A 21021-nucleotide genomic window follows, 5' to 3' on the forward strand; every position below is an offset into this window, starting at 1 on the left:
ACGGTAGAGACCGTATTAATACGGTCTCTACATTTACGTATTTGTATAACAACTGGGAAACTTTTCGGTTATACCTACTAAGCTACCCAGTTGAGTTTGATTTTCGCAATTACTGCTACCCACAAACACCGCAGCAGATTTACTAGTTTTTATTTGTGTCTCTAGTTCTGGTTGCCAAGGAAAACCAGGACGAAGTTGCCATACATCCAGCCACGGTCTAATTTCTAACTCAATTAATTGATTTGCTATTTTCTGTACCTCTGGCTTGTCCTGACTATTATGGCAAAGGAAAACATCAAACTGAGATGAGGCTACTTTGCCGTCTATCTGGTTTTGCGGTGAAGTCGGGGGTTTACTATTTTGTCTATTTTGTACGAACGCTTTCAATTTTGCATTGCCAGGGTTTTCTTCATAAGCGGCGCCTATAAGTATGTCTAATTTACCATTTGCCTCTGCCCAGTTAATTATTCCAAAAACGATATCATTCAAGTTTTCGCCAATTACTATCTCTTCAACATTTATATTTAAATCGGATTCTCTTAGAAGCATATTTAATTTTGCTTTACTACGAAAAGCATTTGTCAGGGCATTTCGTAATTCTTTTATTTCAGAACCCGATAGTGTCATAATTGCTAAAATATTTCTGCTTATTCTTGTTTTGCTCCCATTATACACTAATGTATAAAAAGCTTTATTTATGAAACAGGCGGCACTGTAGCAATCCCATATGAGTTGTGAAAAATGTATCCACGTAGAGACGCGATTAATCGCGTCTCTACAGCGTGCGGATTTTACAAATGATTTAGGACTGCTATATCAACAAATTGCATTGAAACTTATACTTAGTCGTCTTGAGACGACTTAAGGTATTAGCATTAAATTTGAATCCATACAGGTTAAAAACGAAGCAAATTAGCGATAAAATCGCGTGATTGAGCATTAAAAAAGTCGAGATATATTACACCCGACTTTTCTATACTTTAACTTAATATACTACAAACGGGTTAGAACTTTACTTTTAAACAAAGTTAAAATCTTAAAGATGCTACCCTACCCTTCGGGAAAACTGCGTTAACGTTCCTCGGCATGACATTTTTAAGATGCTACCCTGCGGGAAAACTTCGTTAACGTTCCTCAGCATGACATTTTTAAGATGCTACCCTGCGGGAAAACTTCGTTAACGTTCCTCGGCATGACATTTTTAAGATGCTACCCTGCGGGAAAACTTCGTTAACGTTCCTCGGCATGACATTAGTCCATATTTTACCCGTTTGCAGTATGAATAAGTTATGTTATTGAAGCTCTTGATTTAACCAAGCTTCCAAGTCAGTTAAGGCTGAAAAATCTAGTAATGCTTCTGCCAATGCTTCTAATTGTTCTGTGGACAGTAAACGAACTCTTTCAACTACAGATGCATCAAGTTCACCAAAACGTCGCGAAAGTAGACGCAGAACTAAACGTTGTTCTCCTTCGGCTCTTCCTTCGGCTCTTCCTTCTTGCTTTGCTAACTCACGGTCTTGTTGATAAAGTGGCGCCAGTCTCATAATTAACTCCGTTTCTGCGTCTTCTGTTTTATTTAATTCTAGATTTTGCTTGAAGTTGTATAAACATTCTAGCGTGGCTTGCTTGAAAGGGTTGTCATCCGGTAGTGCGATAAATTCATCGATGGCATTTGCTTGCACTGTGTCTCGACCCAACATTCTTAACCACAGTGTATCAGGTGTTTCAAGCAATTGGTGGATGACAACTATTCCTGTTCTTAAAGCTTCGGGTGGAAAATATATCCCTGGCGCCCAGCTTGTGTCTGGGTCTGCCTTAAACATAGATAATATATCATCAGATGCGGTTGGTGTCAGAACCCATAGTTTTGGTATCGCAGTTTCTTTAAGTACTGTTTTTTTAGATTTGGCTTTTGTTTTGCGTGTTGTTTTCTTTGGCTTTGCTTTTCTTTTGAGTGCGTTTTTGACTTCCAGTACCTTGATTATACAATCACAAATGTCGTCTTCTGGCGCCGGATTGCGAAACGGCTCAAATATTGCTGGAAACTCTGCAAACTTACCAAGTAAACCTAGCGCTTTCAGCTTAGGGTTTTGTAAGACTTTGGGAGTAAATAAAATATCTATTTGCTTTACTTCTGTGGCAACGCGCTTTGGTGCTTTGACTGCACCATAAGGTTCTAGTAATGCTTCAATGAAGTCTTTACTAAATTCATCGTGTATAAATCTAGTCATTGATTTTTGCTGCTTATTAGACTGTTTTAATTGGATAAATACTAAAGTATCATCCTGCTCAGTATTTTTGTATTAAATAATGTAATTTTTTTTATGTATATAAAATAACTGTTATTCTCATTCTAGAAAACGCTGTGTTTTCTAAAAGGCAATCATTTTAAGAGTTGGATATAATGTATATTTATGATAATGATTATTATGATGTTCAAATTGAATTTAAAATTGTTGTATTAATTAATATAACATTGGGTTAATTGTTAGGTGTTTGAGGCTTTTCGTTTTGGTTGAGAAACCCGGTTTCTTTTCGTTTACCATCATAATTGTTGTGCTTAGTGTAGAAGAAACCGGGTTTCTGGCGAATTTTCTGGAATTGGTATGGTTGGGGTTGTAGCATGTATGTGGCAAAATCTATGTTTGTTACTTAGAGTGGCTTGTGAATTTAGAAGAAATAGACCAATTACTGGCTGATTGGAAGTTGAAGCTTGACGTTGTGGGTCAAAATTTAATTGATTTACACGGAATTTCTGCTTATCAGCGTCTTTGTGGGGTTTCGGGTTTTTGCAAGGTGGAGTTGACGGGGGTGACGTTTGCGCGCGTTAATCCTGTGCTACATGTAATGAATGAGTTATTCCAGAATTTTGATTTGCTGGTACAAACTATTGATAAAGCGGTGCAGTTGCGCTGTTTGATACCAAGGTTTTTGGCGCCACCACAAAAAATTCAGGAAGTTGAAGATTTGTTAACAAAACCTTCGATTCATTTGTCGATTGAGACAATACCTTTGGCACAGCGAGGATTACTTTCTGCTGCCCAAACTATAAATGCGATAACTCCGCAAGAGTTGTTAAAGTTGATGACGAGCGCGTTTCAAGCAGCAAAAGATGTGGTTTTAGCTGTTGATGAGGTGTGGTCACGTTTAGAACCAAGTTTAATTGATATAGATGTAGAGACTCGCCAGTTGCAACATTTGGCTGAGTCTTTAAATATTGATTGTACTGAAGAAATTGCTGGTTTCACTCATAAACTCAAACTACAAAGGGCAAAAATTGAATCTGACCCGTTAGGGGTAAATGAAGAGTTTCTAAAATCAATTCAACCACAGATAATGAAGCTGAAGTTAATGCTGGATGTGGCAAGACAGCAGCAGGAGTCTGTACGGTTCGGTTTTATAACAGCGCGCGAGTATTTATCGAAGTTACACGAAATTCATCACCAAGCTGAAGTTGCTTATGATGAAAGCAAAATCAAGGTAGCTGACCACTCCAAATTACATAAACCGCTTGCTTTTGAGGAGATACAAGCTTTAGAGGTGTGGTTAGATAGACTCGAAATAAAATTTAATGAAGGTTTGTTTAATCCTGTGCGTGTTGGTTTGGAAAATTGGACTGCCAAGGTGAAGGAATATATAGCTAAAGAAAAAAATGTTTATGCTGCTAATAAGGCGCCAATCGAATTACGCGCGGAGTTACGAGGTAGACTTGACGCATTAGTAGCCAAAGCACTTGCGCGTGGTTTTGTCGAGGATGTTGTGTTACAAGAACTCGCACAACAAGCTAAACAAATATTATTTACTCGTCCGACTCCTCTCGACCAAGCAGTGGAGTTAGTAACCAAATATGAAAAAAGATTGAGCAATTATCCGAATTCGCGATAAGTCGTGCTGTAGTAGAAACAAACTCTCTTATCTTTGCGCTCTTTGCGCCTTTGCGGTTCGTTATTCTTACTTTGCATAATCTCTAGATTGTTATAAAGAAACAATATATATATAGTTAAACCGCAAAGGACGCAAAGACGCAAAGGTTAAGAAAGTTGTTACACAAATGTTATTTTAAATTACCTACAAAAGCAAAGGAGAGTCCGAATGGATGGTGAAAGCTGCAAGCGCAATGGATGTAGTGGTACCATTGATGACGGCTATTGCAATATATGCGGACACGCTGCGATTAAAAGCGTAGGGACATCTAACATACAGTCTTCGTTATATAACCAGCCAACCAGAGTTAGTGGCAACATTACTACTGGTACAGGTTCCTCACCTCTTAATAGTCGCTCCCACGGTTCAAGGCGTACTGGGGGAACAAGGGGAAGTAGTCGAAAACAATTAGGCGCCGGGTTAATATCTATACCCGAACTACCTTCGACTGACCCTGAAAAGCTGATTATGGCTGAAGCGAAGGTGCCTGAAAACAAGCGCTTTTGCTCTAATTGTAATAATCCTTTAAAAAGGGAAAAAGGCTTTTGTCCTCAGTGCGGTCATAAGTATTCGTTTATTCCTTCCTTAACCCGTGGTGATGTTGTTTCGGGACAATATGAAGTTAAAGGCGCCATTGCATATGGTGGTTTAGGATGGATTTATCTTGGTTTTGATATAACTCTTTCGCGTTATGTAGTTTTAAAAGGATTACTAAATACAGAAGATGCTTCGAGTGCTGCGGTTGCTGTAGCTGAGAGGCAATTTTTAGCTTCTGTAAAACATGGTAATATCGTCGGAATTTATAACTTTGTCAATCACGGCGCCGAAGGCTTCATTATTATGGAGTATGTCGGTGGTAAAACGCTTAAGGATATTCGCAAAGAACGGGGACCTCTACCAGTTGCCGAAGCTATTGCTTATATTCATAGAATATTAAGTGCTTTTGCTTATTTACATTCACTGGGTTTAGTTTATTGTGACTTTAAACCTGATAATGTCATGCTTGAAGGCAGTGATGTTAAATTGATTGATATGGGTGGGGTACGACGCATTGATGACCCCAATGGCGATATTTACGGTACAGTTGGTTACAGCGCACCCGAAGCAGGTGAAGGACCCACGGTAGTATCAGATTTATATACTATTGGTAGAACACTTGCTGTTTTACTCACTAACATTCGCTCTTTTAGTAAAGAACATTTATATAAATTACCAACTCCACAAGAAGAACCTTTATTTGCCGAACAAGAATCTTTGTACAGATTTTTACTCAAATCTACTGTGGAAAACCCTGATGAAAGATTTCAATCTGCTGATGAAATGGCAGAGCAGCTTTTAGGAGTTCTTAGGGAAATAGTAGCAAAACAAACTGGTACACCACGTCCAAGTACTAGCACGATGTTTGGTGGTGATATGCTGGCTTTAATGGATGGTAATAGTTTCGGCGCCATTAAACCAAATCATCATCAATTACCAATGCCATTACTCGATACTACAGACCCAAGCTGTAATGGGATATTAGCAGCAGGCGCCGTAAGTGTAATCAACTTGCAAATTAGTAACTTAAGACAAGTTGTTCAACAGTATCCTAACTCCCGCGAAGCATTATTAAGACTGGCTAATAGTTTAATTGAAGCTAGTAACTATGAAGAAGCCGAACAATACTTAAAACAAGTTGAAGAAAAAGACGCTTGGGACTGGCGAGTACTATGGTACCGAGGACGCAGTTTGATGGCACAAGGTAAATATCAAGAAGCACAAAAGATATTTGACCAAGTTTATTTTGATTTACCAGGAGAACTACCACCTAAGTTAGCACTAGGTTTAGCAGCAGAAGCAGCAGGAAATTTCAAGTTAGCAATGCAAATGTATGACTTAGTATCACTTCAAGACCCTAGTTATACAGCAGCAGCATTTGGTTTATCACGGTGTTTACGTGTACTAGGAAAACGTAGCGAGGCAGTAGCAGCATTAGAACGTATACCCCACACCTCGAATTTACATACACGCTCGCGCGTTGAAATTGCCAATACATTAATAGATAACTCAAATGGGGCGCCAGTAGCCAAAGAACTCCAAGAAGCTGCAAAAGTAGTTGAGACACTAACTCTAGACGGTATTGAACGTTATCGGTTAGCCAAACAAGTCTTGGAAACAGCTTTAAACTTAGTCACTTCTAAACAACTTCCTCCCACAGATAACATTTCTATTTTGGGAGAACCATTAAAAGAACTGTACCTACGAAAAGGTTTGGAAAAAGCACTTCGTAATATGGCACATCTTTCTACAGGAGATGAAAAAATCCAGCTAGTTGACGAAGCAAACCGTGTCCGTCCAAAAACTTGGATTTAAATTAGTTAGGAGTTAGGAGTTAGGAGTTAGGAGTTACCAACATGAATTTACAATGTTCTCAATGTGGGGCAACCCTACAAATCGATGATAACTTTTGTGAGGAATGCGGCGCCTCTGTGGCAGTTCCAACATTCTCTCCACAAATGCATAAATCTATGAATGTAGATAGGAATATATATAGTAAAGACCAATGTGAAAAATGTGGCGCCTCTTCAACTCTAATTGATGAAGAAGGGTTTTGTTTACAGTGTGGGTTTCGACGGGTACCTCACGAACTCGACCATTTTGAGGTGATAATTTCACCAAAACTAGCTGCTTGCTGCGACCGAGGACTAAGACATCATCATAATCAAGATTTTGTCGCATGTGCCGAAGTTAATAACGGCAAAGCTTATGTAATGGTTGTTTGTGACGGTGTTTCTAGCGCACAACTTGCAGAGTTAGCATCTAAAGCTGTAGCAGAGACAACTTGCCACGCATTAGTTGAAAGGGTCAACGAAGAACTAAAACTTGGGGAAGTACAACATGAAAGAGACATAATACGTGAATCTATCGAAATTGCCAAACAAGCAGTATGTGACATTCCTTATAGCAAAACTACAAAAGAGAATGACCCTCCATCAACAACAATTGTCGCAGCAGTTGTAATGAACGGTGTCGCTAAAATTGTATCAATGGGTGACAGTCGCGCTTACTGGATATCTCCTAGTGGTTCACAGTTACTAACAGAAGATGACTCGTGGTTTAATGAAGTTGTCAAGTTAGGAAAAATGACTGAAGCAGAAGCACGTAAATCACCACATGCTCACGCTATCACAAGCTGGATAGGCGCCGATGCTGAAAACAACCATCCATCACCTTTCGAGTTTAATATTCCTGGTACTGGATATCTATTATTATGCAGCGATGGATTATGGAACTACGCACCCGAACCATCACAAATGGAAATACTCGTCAAGCAATATTTACATTTGGATACTGGAGCGATGGCACGTAATTTAGTTGAATATGCACGCGCGTGTGGTGGTCATGACAATATTACTGTAGCTGTACTCTCTTTATAAGCGAACAATTGTCATGCCAAACACAACAAGCGAACAATTGTCATGCTGAGGAACGAAGCATCTAATAAATTATCAAAACCCTTAAAAAACAGCTTATGTCTAAACCAATATTAGATACTTCAAGTCAAGTAGATGAAAAATACATTGATAGAGTTATAGATTCAGCTATCCAACAAGCTAATGATACTGATGAACCCGAACAAGTTTCTATCAATATGACCGAATCTCAAGAAAAAATGGCACGAGAAATTCGTATTGCTCTAGGATTAGCTTTTGGTGTAACAATAAATTCTGCTATTAAATACGCTCTTTATTATACCAAAAATCAACAAGTAGACCTGGAACAACTGCCTGAATACCTTAGTTGTATAAGCTCTTATTCAGTTAAAATTAAAGTAACACCTGAAACGTGGTCTAAGTTAAGAGAATTAAACAAAGAAAATCGAATTTCGGAATGCGCTGCTGTTGGAATTGAATTATTGTATAAAAAATTAATAAATTTTGTTTAGTTGAAAAATAATTGGTAAAAAAATTACCGTATGCACTTGCTTTTGTTAATAGAAGCGTAAAAAAGGAGAAATGTTAATCTTCACTTTACGTTGTCCGGATAAGTTTAATTGTAAATCGACCTACGTTCACACTAATTATATATATTATGAGTACTCAATTTAAGGCTGAAGTTTTTCAAAATCAGTTCCTCGCGCAAAATGCTAAGGAAGTTCACGCCATTATGACTGTTGCTGCTTTTGGTGATGGTGTTTCGAGTAATCAAGGTGTTAGTAAATTATTTGGTGTGATTTGTGATACTTCTGGTTCGATGGGGGGTGAGAAGATTCGCGCGGCAAAAGCGGCGATGATTAGAATTGTGGAGTTGTTGCCAGAGGATGCTTCGTTTTTTATTGTAACAGGCGCCAGCATTGCTAGTTTAATTTTCCCAGTTTTTCAAGCCACACCACAAAATAAACAGCGCGCGATAGAAGAAATTAAACAAATAGGCGCCAGTGGTGGTACAGTTATTTCACGTTGGTTGGCTGAAGCGCGCAAACAGTTTGATAAAATGCCGAATGGTTTACGTCAAGCGCTTTTACTTACCGATGGTCAAAATGATGACTCGGATGAAATTGCATTAGAAAATGTGCTGAGTACTTGCGAAGGAATGTTTCAATGTGACTGTCGAGGTGTTGGTACTGATTGGCGTGTTAAACAGTTACAGCAAATATCAGGGAAATTACTTGGTACGACAGATATTATCGCAAAGCCAGAAATGATAGAAGCTGATTTTCAAACGATTTTAGCAACAGCTATGAATAAGAATATCAGCGATGTGTCACTACGTTTGTGGACACCGAGTGGCGCCCATGTTTTGTATTGTAAGCAAGTTAGTCCTGATATTGTAGATTTAACAACGCGCGCCAAACTTGTTAAACCACAAGTTAATGATTATCCTACAGGCGCCTGGGGTAAAAGTGAATCGCGCGATTATCACTTTTGTATTCAAGTCAACCCTGGTAATGTTGGTGATGAAATGCTTGCTGGTCGAGCTAGTCTTATATATACCGTTGATGGTCTTGAAACCAAAGTTGCCGAAGCACGGATTATTACTGTTTGGACGGATGATGATGCTAAGTCTACTAAAATTGACCGAACGGTGGCTCACTATACAGGACAAGCTGAACTTGCTGATTCAATTCAACAAGGATTAGAAGCGCGGGATAGAGGAGATTACGAAGTTGCTACAGCGAAGTTAGGTAAAGCAGTTAAACTTGCTCACGAGTCAGGAAACGAAGCTACTGCTAAATTACTCAAAAAAGTCGTTGATATTGAAGATGCAGCAACCGGAACAGTCAAAATTAAGCGTCAAGTTGCCAAAGAAGACAGTATGGCACTTGAAACCCGTTCCACCAAAACAACTCGCATCCCTAAATCTTAATTATGTCTACTTATCAATGTCTCAAGGGTCACTTATCTACAGAGTCTGATTATTGTTCGGAGTGTGGTGCCAAAATTCAGGGTAGTATTGAGCAGGTAATTACAGTAAATCCACCTGATAATTTACCTAAGCTGGCAAAAAATGCAATAACTTGTCCTGCGTGTACTGCTCCACATGACTCTACTAGCGGTCACTTCTGCGAAATTTGCGGGTATAACTTTAACACAGGTGTACATGGAGAAGTTCCATTAATTATTTTAGATTCAGATACTATATCACCGCTTCCTGTGGAAACCCCACAAAATGTAGAGACGCGACATGTAGCGTCTCTACAGCAAAAACAAATTGAAATTACTATTACTGTTGACCCTGCGTTACGAAATGCTGAAAGTCCAGAAGCTCCTAATCAGCCACCAATTATTTTACGACTTGATAAGGATAGTAACCTAATTGGGCGCCTAAGCATTGCACGTGGTATTAATCCAGAGATAGCACTCAATTTTGACAGTGCTGTTTCTCATCGTCATGCGTTAATTAATCGTCAAAGCGATGGAACTTTTACTTTGCGCGATATTGATTCGTCAAATGGAACTGTACTTAACACTGTGGAATTAATGCCAATGGTTGATGCTGTTCTTAAAGATGGTGATGAGTTTTCTTTAGGACATTGGACTCGAATCAAAGTTAGATTGTGTAATTAAATTTTTGTAACCTATTACCTACAATAGATATGAATTACAATACTGCTGTTTTGCGTTCTAAATATATTTCGTTACTGAAGAAAAGGAATTTTAATACTCCGCAAGTTTTAAAAGCAGCTCTTTATCTGACTTGGGGCGCCAGTTTTCTGCTAGCTTTAACTACTATCTTTGGCGCCCAAACTCAAAGGCAAGCAATTCAAAGTGTTGGTAAAGATTCAATACCTAGTATTATTACTGCACAACGCATTAAGGATACTTTGGTAGGTATGGATGCTTATGTTGCAAATGAATTACTTCTTAAACCTACAGATTATGTTGGGGCGCCTCAAGAATATGAAAAGCTTCGACGTAGTGCTATTGATGGCTATGAAGAACGTCGCAAAGCGTTTTCAGAACGACTTATTATAGCTGCAAAAAATATTACTTATGGTGAAGCTGAAACCAAACCTATTGAAACTTTGCAGTTAAGTTTGGGTGATTATATTGCGAAAGTTCAAAGCGCGCGCGATTTTCATCAACGTGGTGATGCAAATGGAGCTTTGTTAGCTTACCGCGAAGCATCACAAATTATAGATAATATATTAATGCCCGCTGTTGATAAACTCGATAACGTTAATTTCCAGCAATTAGATATAATTTACAGCCAGCAGGGTTTTAAAACAACTGGTTCGCTATTTTTGATTTTAATTTCAGGTACATTTTTATTAGGAGTTTTAGCTGTTACTCAAGTCTTTTTATACCTAAAAATGCGGCGAATTTTAAATCCCATGTTGCTAGGTGCAACAGCAATTACATTAATATTTATTGGATACAGCACGCAGTCTTTAATCTCAGCATCTAACAATTTAAAGGTTGCAAAAGAAGATGCTTTTAATTCGCTTTATGCATTACGTCAAGCACGCGCACTTGCTTATGGCGCCAATGCGGATGAAAGTCGTTATTTATTAGATAAAGAGAACGCACTCAAGCACGAACAAGCCTTTTTTGATAAAGTCAATCAAATTATGAAATTGCCTGTTGGCAAAACTTGGAATGATGTCAAAGCAACATTAATCGCTGGCAAAAAAGTCGAAGGTATAACAGGGTTATTTGCGATTGGGATTAATAATATTACTTTTCCAGGTGAGCGTGGAGCAGTAATAGGAACAATTTTAACCTTTGGTGACTATTTAGATATTGACAAGCAAATTCGGCACTTAGAACAAAGTGGAAAACATCTTGAAGCAGTCAAATTAACTGTAGGCAAAGATAAAGGACAATCAAACTTTGCATTTGACGAATTTAAAAAAGCCCACCTTAAAGCCCAAGAAATTAATAGTAAAGTTCTTGATAAATATATTGACCAAGGTTTTCAAAATATCCAAGGTTTTGAAGCTATTACTGTTATTGCTACTTTAAGTATTTCTACTCTAACACTATTTGGATTACGTCTGCGCCTACGTGAGTATCAAATATAATTATACCATGAGCAAAAATTATGAATTTAAATAATATGTTAATATGTCGGGGATATCTAAATATTTACACTGAATATTGGTACTTTTATATACCGATAAAGACGGTTATTTTGTAGCTGAAGTACCAAGTTTGCCTGGGTGTATAAGTCAAGGTGAAACTCGCGAAGAAGCTCTAGAGAACATTCAAGAAGCTATCAAGCTGCATATTGAAGTTTTACAAGAACGAGGTTTACCAGTCCCTGTAGATAATATAGAAGTGGTAGCCGTATGAGTAAATTGCCAACGGTTTCGGGTGCAGAATGTGTTAAAGCTTTAGAGAAAATAGGTTTTGCCGTACAGAGGCAACGTGGTAGTCATATCACAATGGTTATGTCTGGAACGGGCAAGGATGCCCATTCCACAAAGTCTTATACATATTCCACAAAGTCTTATACATATTCCACAAAGTCTTATACATATTCCACAAAGTCTTATACATATTCCACAAAGTTTTATATATATTTAGGTGATTTTACCGTAATCTAGTTTAATGATTCGGTCGGCGCCACCAAAATATCTATCATCGTGGGTAATGGCAATTACTGTTTTACCTTTGTCTCGTAAAGAAGGTAATAACTCTTTATAAAATATATCTTTAAATGTGGGGTCTTGGTCTGCTGCCCATTCGTCGAATAGATAAATTGGTCGGTCTTCTAAATATGCTGTGAGTAATGCTAGTCGCTTACGTTGTCCTTGAGATAATGAAGTCGTGGAAAATTTACCGTTTTCTATATTTACTTTGTGGTCGAGTTTTAGTAGTTTTAAATATTCTTGCGCTTGTTTATCTAGTTCGTTTAAGTTCGTACTTTCTAAACCTAATAGTTCGTCGAATAGGTAAAAGTCTGCAAATACAACTGAAAAGTGCTGACGGTACCATTCACGGTTTTGGTCTGTTATTAATTCACCATCTAAACGTATTTCTCCACTTTCGGGAGCATATAACCTGGTAATAATTTTTAATAGTGATGATTTGCCACTTCCGTTTCCACCGACTATAAATATTAGTTCCTGGGGGTATAATACCAAGTCTATTGGCCCAAGCACAAAGTTGCTGTCTTCGTTATCTGTATGGTATGTATGAATTACTTGGCTTAGTTCTAAACGGCGCCATGATGTAATATCAGTAGGAACTATTGCAATTTCAGCACGGTTTGATAATGATAATCCTAAAGATTCGATTTTTTGTAGTGCAATATTTGCGCTTACGATTTGAGGCAGCTTACTAACGATATTATCCATCGGTAGCATTAAGTATGTGAAGGTGAGTATATAGCCAGCAAGTGTTTGTGGGTTAAGGGTGAGAAATTTGGGAAGTGCAAATAATACAAAACCAATCGCGAAGAAAAATATTAGTCTTCCCCAACTATTTGTCATTGCGAATAATGTGAGACCACGGGTATTATGACGTTTGAATGCATTTGCTGCTGTTTGTAATTGCCTTTCGGTAAAACTTTGGCGCCGTTGATAATGTAGTTTAAGCTCTTTTATTCCATCCGTAATTGTACGTAAATGCTTAAATAATAGATCTTCGTCTTCACGAGCTAAAGCTAAATATTTTTCACCTTGGTGTATTAGCCACTGACAGCTACCAATCGCTACTACAGCTAATATAACTACCATCACGATTACAAGCCACGATAACCAAGTAATATATATAAGACAACCTAAAACCATCGCCAAATCGATACATAAAAACGGAATTATATAAACTGCCTTTGCGACAGCTTGAATATCTTCGGTAAGAGTCGCTAAGATTCGCGCGTTTCCTAAACGTTCGAGATGGTTTAATTCAGAGTTGAGAATTTGAGTGCTTAAACGCATTCGGAGTTGGAAGACCGCGTTTTGCGAAAGTCGAATAAGCATTACCTGTGAAATTACACTGGTAATTAGCGAAATTATTGCCAAACCAACAAAAACCCAAGCTATCAGGGTAAGTGATGAACTAGGAGTGCGAGTACTTGCGTTGCTAATTAATGCAATAAGACTAGCACTACTACCACCGCTAATAAATCCGGTAAATATTGCTATCGCTACCATTCCCCACGCGGAACGCAGTAAAAAGAGAATAAGATTCATTTCAATTTAAAAAAGAAAGGGGAAAGGGGAAAGTAAATGCCCAATAAACCCGGTTTTTGTAACTTTTGCTTGCGATTATGTTCGTAGCGAAGAAGTTGCATTCTAAACTGGTACTGTGAATTAAGATAGAGCAGCTTTACTATTTTAACGGCTGTGCGGGAATTGATAATAATCTAGTTCAGGTAAGTGGTCTATGACTGTAAATCTAAAATCTCTGGAGAACCCGATTACAGCAACAACTCAAAATACTTCCACTAAAGAGCGCAAGAGTTATACTCCAACTAACCACCGTCGCATTCTCTGTGTTTTTCCAAAGTATAGCCGTTCGTTCGGTACTTTTCATCATGCTTATCCATTGATGGGAAAGGTACGCGCGTTTATGCCTCCACAAGGTATATTAGTTGTCGCTTCATATTTACCCAAACAATGGGAAGTTAGGTTTGTTGATGAAAATGTTAAACCTGCAACACGTAAAGATTATAGATGGGCAGACGTTGTAATTGTTAGTGGGATGCATATTCAACGCGCGCAAATCAATCAAATCAACGAACTCGCACACCGTGAAGGTAAAATTACTGTTGTTGGTGGCCCATCAGTTTCGGGATGTCCTGAGTATTATCCTGATTTTGATATTTTGAGTTTGGGTGAATTGGGTGATGCTACTAACAGGTTAATTGAATATCTTGATAATCATAACAGGCGCCCATCGCAGCAACTACGATTTGAAACAAAAGAACGCTTACCTTTAACTGAGTTTCCCACCCCAGCGTATCATTTACTCAACCTCGACCAATATTTTATTGCCAATATTCAGTATTCTAGTGGTTGCCCCTATCATTGTGAGTTCTGTGATATACCAGAACTATACGGAAATAATCCACGCATGAAAACTCCCGAACAGGTTATAAATGAGCTTGATACCATGCTCAAATATGGCAACATTGGAGCGGTATATTTTGTAGATGATAATTTTGTGGGTAATCGTCGAGCAGCGATGGAATTATTGCCGCATTTAATTGAGTGGCAAAAACGTAACGGGTATCCTATTCAGTTTGCTTGTGAAGCGACATTGAATTTGGCACAAAGTCCGAAATTACTCGAAATGATGCGCGAAGCATATTTCTGTACTATATTTTGTGGGATTGAAACTCCTGAAACTAATGCACTGCAAGCGATTTCCAAAACGCAAAACTTGAGTATACCAATTCTTGAAGGCGTAAAAATTCTTAATAGTTACGGTATGGAGGTTGTTTCGGGTATTATTATGGGACTCGATACAGATACAGAAGACACATGCGCGCGTATTCTTGAATTTATCGAGTTGTCTAACATTCCATTATTAACAATAAATTTACTCCATGCTTTACCGCGTACACCATTATGGCGCCGACTCGAACAAGAAGGAAGACTTATATTCGACGAAACCCGTGATTCTAACGTTGAGTTTTTGATGCCTTACGAACAAGTTACCAAAATGTGGCGCCAGTGTGTAACAACTGCCTACAAACCAGAATTTCTTTACCAGCGATTTGCCTACAACATAGAAAATACGTACCCGCATCGTATAAAAGTACCCAACAGCCCCGCACGGGTTTCACGAGCCAACATCATCAAAGGCTTAACCTATCTAAGTAATATCTTAGTAAAAGTTGGTGTATTTGGGAACTACCGTAAAAGTTTTTGGAAAATAGCAAAAAAAGCCTTCTCCGAAGGTAATATAGAAAGTCTAATTCACGTGGGATTAGTAAGTCACCACCTAATCAAATTCGCAGCAGAATGCAGCAAAGGAGAAGAAACAGCCTCATTTTACTCGCAAAAAACCCGCCCCACCTCGTCGTAATAATCGCAAAGACCGCTTCTACCCTACCCTCACAAAACTCATAAAAAACCTATGACCAAAACATGGGATGCCCAACTAGCAAACTGGCTAGTTCGCCCCCTCATAAACACTTGGATAACACCAAATTACCTCACCACAGTGCGATTAATAACAGGACTTATCGCATCACTAATACTAGCCATCGACATCAAATTAGCAAATTTAGGCGCCTTCATATTTGCCTTATCTAGCTTTCTAGACCATACAGATGGAGAATTAGCACGTATCAGTGGTAAAACAAGTAAATGGGGATATAATTATGACTTTGCCAGCGACGCAGTGATTAACGTTTTTGTTTTTGTGGGTATCGGGATCGGGCTGAAAAATAGCCAACTCGGTCACTTTTCCATACTGATGGGTTTAATATCAGGAATAGCAATAGCTTGTATTTTCTATTGTATTTTCCATTTACGCAACAAACTGGAACAGCAACCCGATAAAGACGTGACTCGTCAGCTAAACTTTGCCGGGTTTGATATTGAAGATATTTTGTATTTATTTCCTGTCGTCACACTACTTAACCAATTACATGTACTGTTAGTAGCAGCAACAATCGGCGCCCCTATTTTTGCTATATGGGTATTGTGGCAGTATCGAAAATTTTAGTTATTATTGTTTGATTAAATAAAAGTTAAGAAAATCTGTAATAGTTCTAAATGGTACATGATTGATTTTAAAATTTTGTCATAGCGTAAAAAAAATACCTGGTCGAGATGAAGTGTATTATTTTAGCTGCTGGTTTAGGTCGGCGCCTAGGGCAAGACTTACCTAAATGTTTGCTGAAATTCAACGGTAAAACTTTACTTGAAAGACATATTGATAATTTACTTGCTGGGGGAATTGATGAAGTTTTGATTGTAGTGGGTTATCAAGCGCAAGCAATCCATGATGAAATTAAAGTGTTAGGCGCCGAAACTCAGGTTAAAACTGTTTATAATCGTGATTATGAACAAGGTAGTGTTTTAAGCCTTTGGTACGCGCGCGAATATCTTAGTTGTGGTGAAGATATACTTTTGATGGATGCGGATGTAATGTATCATCCTCATATTCTTGAACGACTCATCAAAACGGATGTATTTAACTGTTTTCTTTTAGACCGCGATTTTGAAATGGGGGAAGAACCTGTCAAATTATGCGTCCGTGAGAATGTTTTGGTTGAGTTTCGTAAGCAGCTTGACGCAAATTTGACTTATGATTTTGCGGGTGAATCTGTCGGATTTTTCAAATTTAATGGTGAAGGGGCACATCATCTCACTCTTAAGATAGAAGAATATGTAAAAACACAAAGACATACTGAACCCTACGAAGAAGCAATTCGAGATTTATTGTTACAGTCTCCCAAAGATTTTGGATATGAAGACATTACAGGTTTAGCTTGGCTAGAAATTGATTTTCCCCAAGATATTCAGCGGGCACAATTGCAAATACTACCAAAGATAGGAGAATTGCAAAACAAATTAACGTAAAAATTTTTCTTAATTTCTATAAGTAACCTAGATAATGAATCAAATTTCACCAGCAACATATATAACTTCTAGACATAGTAAATGTACTGCTCTGCGTGTGCTACTTGAGTCTTCGCGACTTGAATTCATCATGGAAGCGCATAATGGTATCAGTGCGCGAATTGTTGAAGAAGCTGGCTTTCAAGGCATTTGGGCATCGGGGTTAGCGGTATCTGCACAATATGGCGTTCGCGATAATAATGAAGCAAGTTGGACTCAAATAGTAGACATGCTTGAGTTTATGTCTGACGTGACAAAAGTTCCTATTTTGCTGGATGGTGATACGGGGTACGGTAACTTTAATAATATGCGGCGCCTGGTACGTAAACTCGAACAGCGAGGTATTGCGGGGGTGTGTATCGAAGATAAATTATTTCCTAAATCAAATAGTTTTATTAATGGAGAACGTCAACCTTTAGCTGATGTTGAAGAGTTTTCCGGCAAAATCAAAGCTGGTAAAGACAGTCAACTGGATGACAACTTTTGTATTGTCGCGCGTGTTGAAGCATTAATTGCAGGGTGGGATTTGTCGGAAGCTTTGCGACGTGCAGAAGCTTATCGAATAGCAGGTGCCGATGCGATTCTTATTCACAGTAAATCATCACGTCCTAATGAAATATTAGCTTTTGCTAAAGAATGGGCTGGTCGCGCTCCTTTGGTTATCGTTCCCACTAAATATTACAGCACCCCCACCGAACTTTTTCGTACTGCAGGAATTAGCTTAATTATCTGGGCAAACCATATGATTCGCGCTGCTATAGCGAGTATGGAAACAATTGCTCGTGAGGTTCAGGTTAGCGAAACCTTGGTAAATATTGAAGAACGTATTGCCCCTATTAAAGAAATATTCCGTCTTCAAGGCGCCGATGAACTTGTGGAAGCAGAAAAACGCTATTTTAATAATGGACAACAACATACTAATGCAATAGTACTAGCAGCTACGCGCGGTGATGAATTGCACGGTTTAACGCTCGATAGACCAAAAGTGATGGTGCCTATAGCTGGGAAAGCATTACTTAGACATGTCGTTGACAAATTTAAAAAATTACAGATAAATGATATTTCGGTTGTTGCAGGTTACAAAGCTGAAACTATTGATGTTCCAGGAATTAATATTATTCAGAACCAAAACTATACAACTACAGGTGAATTAGCTTCTTTGGTAACTGCTCAAGCTAAATTTAGTAATGACATGTTGATAGTATATGGTGACTTGCTGTTTAGAAGTTATATTTTACGAGATTTACTCGAAAGTGTAGGTGAAATCGTCGCTATTGTAGATTCAACCATGAAAAGCAAATCTACCAGTGGTTCTCCTGACTATGCTTACTGTTCACATCCTGATGATTTATCTTTGTTTGGTCAGGATGTCAACTTATTACAGGTAGCTAAAACAAAGCAAATGCAAAGTCAAAAATCGCATGGTCGCTGGATAGGTATGTTACGTTGTCACGGTCAAGGTCGTCTTTGGGTAGAAGAAGCACTTTTACAACTACAGGGACAACCTGATTTTAACAAAATGGGTTTAGCTGACTTGTGTAATTACCTAATTACAAAAGGTAAACCAATTAAGGTAATTTACATTCATGGTCACTGGCTTGATATAAACTCATTAGATGACTTAGATTTAGCGTTTCAGTTACAAGGCTAAAGTAATTTAAATGATTAAAGCATCCGAGTTTGTTGAAGCTGCCCGCAAATTGGGTTTTGAGGGGTACACTGGTGTACCTTGTTCTTTTCTGACACCTTTTATCAACTATGTTATTAATGACGAAAAGTTAACTTATATTTCTTCAGCGAATGAGGGTGATGCACTTGCTACAGCTGCGGGAATGGTTATAGGTGGAAAGCGTGCTGTAGTGATGATGCAAAATTCTGGTTTAGGAAATGCCGTTAGTCCTATTACTTCGCTTGCTTATATCTTTAAAATTCCAGTGTTGATTATTTGCACTTTGCGTGGAGATGCTGAATTTAAAGATGAACCGCAACACGAACTCATGGGACGGATTACTGGTAAGCTTTTGGAGACAATGGAAGTGCCTTGGGAATTTTTCCCTCATGACGCTGGTGATATTCTACCTGTTTTGGCACATGCGGATAATTACATGCGAACCGAACATCGTCCTTATGCGTTGGTTATGAGAAAGGGAACAGTGGCGCCAAATGCGTTAAGAAATAAAGTAAATACTACAATAGAATCTGAAAAATTAGTATTTATTAATACAGATATTAAAAATAATATTAGTTCTCGTAATCAAGCACTAAAAGCAATTGTCAGATTAACTAACCCTGAAGAGACAGTAATAATTGCTACTACTGGGTATACAGGAAGAGAATTGTTTGCTTGTTTTGACCGCGCGAATCATTTTTACATGGTAGGTTCAATGGGGTGTGCGTCATCACTGGGGTTGGGTTTATCGTTAGCGCGTCCAGATTTAAAAGTTGTAGTTATTGATGGAGATGGAGCGGCTTTGATGCGGATGGGTAATTTTGCAACAATTGGGGCTTATGGTGGTGCAAATTTTATTCATATTCTTTTGGATAATGAAGTTCATGACTCGACTGGCGCCCAATCAACTGTATCAGCAGGGGTGTCATTTGCTAAAATTGCTGAAGCATGTGGTTACGGTGCTGTTTTTGCAGGTAATGACGTTGCGCTGATTGATAAACTATTTGCTACCAGTACTCAAAATAAACCATTATTTGCCCATCTGAAAATTCGTGCTGGTACACTCGATAACCTACCGCGACCAAATTTAACTGCAACAGATGTTTTGCGGCGCCTGATGAATTATATTAATTCAAGCTTTTAATTTTCAATATGATTTTACTCAACCCTGGCCCAGTAAATTTAAGCGCGCGAGTTCGTCAAGCACTTCTGCAAAAAGATTTATGCCATCGCGAAATCGAATTTTCTCAGCTTCAAAGCCGTATTCGTAATCAAATTCTACAAGTCTACAACCTAACGTCAAAATATTGGGCACCAATTTTACTTACTGGTTCGGGAACTGCGGCAGTAGAAGCGATGCTTGCTAGTTTGGTACCGAGAAATGGTAGGTTATTGATAATTGAAAACGGTGTGTATGGAGAACGTATATCAAAAATAGCGCAAATCCACGGTATAGAGTTTGATATTCTTCATCACTCATGGGGAGAACCAATTGACTTTGATTTACTAACAAAATTTCTTGATAGTCATTTTGAAATTACTCATCTTGCTATCGTACATCATGAAACTACTACAGGACGTTTAAATAATTTAGAAGAACTAGCTCAAGTTTGCTATGATAGAAATATTAAAATTTTAGTAGATGCTGTTAGTAGCTTTGGTGGCGAAGAAATAAATTTTCAGGCTTGGGGAATTACAGCTTGTGCGGCAACAGCGAATAAGTGCTTACATGGTGTTCCTGGTACAGCTTTTGTCGTTTGCCAGCGTGCAGCATTACCAAGTTCTGAAATTATACCACGCACTTTATATTTAGATTTGGGTACATACTGCCGCTATCAAGACGAAGGCGCCACACCTTTTACTCAATCACCTCAAATATTTTACGCTTTAACCGAAGCATTACAAGAACTTGAAGACTCTGGTGGTTGGCGCGCTCGTCATGCAAACTACGCTCAACTTGCTGTTCATGTGCGTAACGGACTTGTGTCTATGGGTATTTCGCCTTTGCTACCCCAAGAACATTCATCTGTAGTTCTTAATGCATATCATTTACCGAATAACTTTACCTACGAAGCATTTCATGACTCATTAAAATCGCAGGGCTACATTATATATGCAGGACAAGGTAATTTTGCCAAGTCTATTTTTCGAGTTTCTACAATGGGAGCAATTAGTATTACTGATATGGAGCGCTTTCTTGAGGTTGTGAAACAAATGACGAATTCCTAAATTTTAGTTAAGTTTTTCATATATATGTTAAAAAAGAGACAAAATTTTATTAGATAGTTCTTAGTACTTGGTAAAAGCATATAGAGCATAAATTCTAGAAAGCAAAATTAAAAATTAAATATAATAAATTTACTACTGTTAATCATCTGCTTGGTATCAGTTTGGTTTAATCGCTATGCGATTTATGCATCCTTTT

At 38.3% G+C, this 21021-nt stretch carries 19 protein-coding genes; 16 read left to right on the forward strand and 3 right to left on the reverse strand.

The window, feature by feature from the left end; all coding sequences use genetic code 11:
- Positions 1-33: 33 nt before the first annotated feature.
- A complete protein-coding gene (locus DSM106972_RS28935) occupies positions 34-627 on the reverse strand; it encodes a toll/interleukin-1 receptor domain-containing protein (RefSeq protein WP_222596621.1) in 594 nt (197 codons plus the stop codon).
- A gap of 100 nt (positions 628-727) precedes the next feature.
- On the opposite strand from DSM106972_RS28935, the gene DSM106972_RS51590 reads away from it, so the two are divergent.
- The gene (locus DSM106972_RS51590; protein WP_158632889.1) at positions 728-865 is read left to right on the forward strand and encodes a hypothetical protein; all 138 of its coding nucleotides are present in this window, start codon (positions 728-730) and stop codon (positions 863-865) included.
- A gap of 427 nt (positions 866-1292) precedes the next feature.
- On the opposite strand, the gene DSM106972_RS28940 is transcribed toward DSM106972_RS51590, so the two are convergent.
- The gene (locus DSM106972_RS28940) at positions 1293-2231 is read right to left on the reverse strand and encodes a DUF4351 domain-containing protein (RefSeq protein WP_127083935.1); all 939 of its coding nucleotides are present in this window, start codon (positions 2229-2231) and stop codon (positions 1293-1295) included.
- Positions 2232-2664: 433 nt separating this feature from the next.
- Between DSM106972_RS28940 and DSM106972_RS28945 the strand changes: the two genes are divergently transcribed.
- The 9 genes from DSM106972_RS28945 (at position 2665) to DSM106972_RS28985 (ending at position 11953) form a co-directional block, all read left to right on the forward strand.
- The gene (locus DSM106972_RS28945; protein ID WP_127083936.1) at positions 2665-3885 is read left to right on the forward strand and encodes a hypothetical protein; all 1221 of its coding nucleotides are present in this window, start codon (positions 2665-2667) and stop codon (positions 3883-3885) included.
- A 207-nt stretch (positions 3886-4092) separates the two neighbouring features.
- Complete coding sequence (locus DSM106972_RS28950) at positions 4093-6276, forward strand: serine/threonine-protein kinase (protein ID WP_127083937.1); 2184 nt, start codon at positions 4093-4095, stop codon at positions 6274-6276.
- 41 nt (positions 6277-6317) lie between these two features.
- Positions 6318-7340, forward strand: coding sequence for a PP2C family protein-serine/threonine phosphatase (locus tag DSM106972_RS28955; RefSeq protein ID WP_127083938.1), 1023 nt, complete (start codon positions 6318-6320; stop codon positions 7338-7340).
- A gap of 95 nt (positions 7341-7435) precedes the next feature.
- The gene (locus DSM106972_RS28960; RefSeq protein WP_127083939.1) at positions 7436-7849 is read left to right on the forward strand and encodes a hypothetical protein; all 414 of its coding nucleotides are present in this window, start codon (positions 7436-7438) and stop codon (positions 7847-7849) included.
- Positions 7850-7995: 146 nt separating this feature from the next.
- A complete protein-coding gene (locus tag DSM106972_RS28965) occupies positions 7996-9270 on the forward strand; it encodes a vWA domain-containing protein (RefSeq protein WP_170213608.1) in 1275 nt (424 codons plus the stop codon).
- Between the two features lie 2 nt (positions 9271-9272).
- Complete coding sequence (locus DSM106972_RS28970) at positions 9273-9971, forward strand: FHA domain-containing protein (RefSeq protein ID WP_127083941.1); 699 nt, start codon at positions 9273-9275, stop codon at positions 9969-9971.
- A 29-nt stretch (positions 9972-10000) separates the two neighbouring features.
- Positions 10001-11428, forward strand: coding sequence for a GlnX family signal transduction membrane protein (locus DSM106972_RS28975; RefSeq protein WP_127083942.1), 1428 nt, complete (start codon positions 10001-10003; stop codon positions 11426-11428).
- 76 nt (positions 11429-11504) lie between these two features.
- Positions 11505-11699, forward strand: coding sequence for a type II toxin-antitoxin system HicB family antitoxin (locus DSM106972_RS28980; RefSeq protein ID WP_233787679.1), 195 nt, complete (start codon positions 11505-11507; stop codon positions 11697-11699).
- Positions 11696-11953 (forward strand): type II toxin-antitoxin system HicA family toxin, encoded by a 258-nt coding sequence (locus tag DSM106972_RS28985; RefSeq protein ID WP_127083944.1) that lies wholly within the window; start codon positions 11696-11698, stop codon positions 11951-11953. Before DSM106972_RS28980 ends, DSM106972_RS28985 begins: the two co-directional genes overlap by 4 nt.
- Here DSM106972_RS28985 and DSM106972_RS28990 read toward each other — a convergent pair.
- A complete protein-coding gene (locus DSM106972_RS28990; protein WP_127083945.1) occupies positions 11930-13543 on the reverse strand; it encodes a cyclic peptide export ABC transporter in 1614 nt (537 codons plus the stop codon). The two genes, DSM106972_RS28985 and DSM106972_RS28990, sit on opposite strands and share 24 nt — an antisense overlap.
- A 193-nt stretch (positions 13544-13736) precedes the next feature.
- On the opposite strand from DSM106972_RS28990, the gene DSM106972_RS28995 reads away from it, so the two are divergent.
- From DSM106972_RS28995 to DSM106972_RS29020, 6 genes are all read left to right on the forward strand, one after another.
- On the forward strand, positions 13737-15383 hold the full coding sequence (locus DSM106972_RS28995; protein ID WP_127083946.1) for a B12-binding domain-containing radical SAM protein: 1647 nt from the start codon (positions 13737-13739) through the stop codon (positions 15381-15383).
- A gap of 51 nt (positions 15384-15434) precedes the next feature.
- Positions 15435-16028, forward strand: coding sequence for a CDP-alcohol phosphatidyltransferase family protein (locus DSM106972_RS29000; RefSeq protein ID WP_127083947.1), 594 nt, complete (start codon positions 15435-15437; stop codon positions 16026-16028).
- Between the two features lie 107 nt (positions 16029-16135).
- Entirely contained in the window at positions 16136-16888 is a 753-nt protein-coding gene (locus tag DSM106972_RS29005) for a phosphocholine cytidylyltransferase family protein (RefSeq protein ID WP_127083948.1), read from the forward strand.
- A gap of 34 nt (positions 16889-16922) precedes the next feature.
- Entirely contained in the window at positions 16923-18578 is a 1656-nt protein-coding gene (gene aepX / locus DSM106972_RS29010; protein WP_127083949.1) for a phosphoenolpyruvate mutase, read from the forward strand.
- Positions 18579-18588: 10 nt separating this feature from the next.
- Entirely contained in the window at positions 18589-19740 is a 1152-nt protein-coding gene (aepY, locus tag DSM106972_RS29015) for a phosphonopyruvate decarboxylase (RefSeq protein WP_127083950.1), read from the forward strand.
- Positions 19741-19748: 8 nt separating this feature from the next.
- Positions 19749-20825 carry a 2-aminoethylphosphonate aminotransferase gene (locus DSM106972_RS29020; RefSeq protein ID WP_127083951.1) on the forward strand — a complete coding sequence of 359 codons (1077 nt, stop codon included), beginning with the start codon at positions 19749-19751 and terminating at the stop codon, positions 20823-20825.
- The last annotated feature ends 196 nt before the right edge of the window (positions 20826-21021 follow it).

The organism is Dulcicalothrix desertica PCC 7102 (assembly GCF_003991905.1).
Lineage (GTDB): Bacteria > Cyanobacteriota > Cyanobacteriia > Cyanobacteriales > Nostocaceae > Dulcicalothrix > Dulcicalothrix desertica.

Excerpts from the sequence above, each read along its gene's own strand:
- DSM106972_RS28990 (WP_127083945.1), bottom strand. The coding sequence starts at position 13,543 with ATGAATCTTATTCTCTTTTTACTGCGTTCCGCGTGGGGAATGGTAGCG.
- DSM106972_RS29020 (WP_127083951.1), top strand. The coding sequence starts at position 19,749 with ATGATTTTACTCAACCCTGGCCCAGTAAATTTAAGCGCGCGAGTTCGT.
- DSM106972_RS28950 (WP_127083937.1), top strand. The coding sequence starts at position 4,093 with ATGGATGGTGAAAGCTGCAAGCGCAATGGATGTAGTGGTACCATTGAT.
- DSM106972_RS51590 (WP_158632889.1), top strand. The coding sequence starts at position 728 with ATGAGTTGTGAAAAATGTATCCACGTAGAGACGCGATTAATCGCGTCT.
- DSM106972_RS28940 (WP_127083935.1), bottom strand. The coding sequence starts at position 2,231 with ATGACTAGATTTATACACGATGAATTTAGTAAAGACTTCATTGAAGCA.
- DSM106972_RS29000 (WP_127083947.1), top strand. The coding sequence starts at position 15,435 with ATGACCAAAACATGGGATGCCCAACTAGCAAACTGGCTAGTTCGCCCC.
- DSM106972_RS28965 (WP_170213608.1), top strand. The coding sequence starts at position 7,996 with ATGAGTACTCAATTTAAGGCTGAAGTTTTTCAAAATCAGTTCCTCGCG.
- DSM106972_RS28955 (WP_127083938.1), top strand. The coding sequence starts at position 6,318 with ATGAATTTACAATGTTCTCAATGTGGGGCAACCCTACAAATCGATGAT.
- DSM106972_RS28975 (WP_127083942.1), top strand. The coding sequence starts at position 10,001 with ATGAATTACAATACTGCTGTTTTGCGTTCTAAATATATTTCGTTACTG.
- DSM106972_RS28995 (WP_127083946.1), top strand. The coding sequence starts at position 13,737 with ATGACTGTAAATCTAAAATCTCTGGAGAACCCGATTACAGCAACAACT.
- DSM106972_RS28985 (WP_127083944.1), top strand. The coding sequence starts at position 11,696 with ATGAGTAAATTGCCAACGGTTTCGGGTGCAGAATGTGTTAAAGCTTTA.
- DSM106972_RS29005 (WP_127083948.1), top strand. The coding sequence starts at position 16,136 with ATGAAGTGTATTATTTTAGCTGCTGGTTTAGGTCGGCGCCTAGGGCAA.
- DSM106972_RS28935 (WP_222596621.1), bottom strand. The coding sequence starts at position 627 with ATGACACTATCGGGTTCTGAAATAAAAGAATTACGAAATGCCCTGACA.
- aepY (WP_127083950.1), top strand. The coding sequence starts at position 18,589 with ATGATTAAAGCATCCGAGTTTGTTGAAGCTGCCCGCAAATTGGGTTTT.
- aepX (WP_127083949.1), top strand. The coding sequence starts at position 16,923 with ATGAATCAAATTTCACCAGCAACATATATAACTTCTAGACATAGTAAA.
- DSM106972_RS28970 (WP_127083941.1), top strand. The coding sequence starts at position 9,273 with ATGTCTACTTATCAATGTCTCAAGGGTCACTTATCTACAGAGTCTGAT.
- DSM106972_RS28960 (WP_127083939.1), top strand. The coding sequence starts at position 7,436 with ATGTCTAAACCAATATTAGATACTTCAAGTCAAGTAGATGAAAAATAC.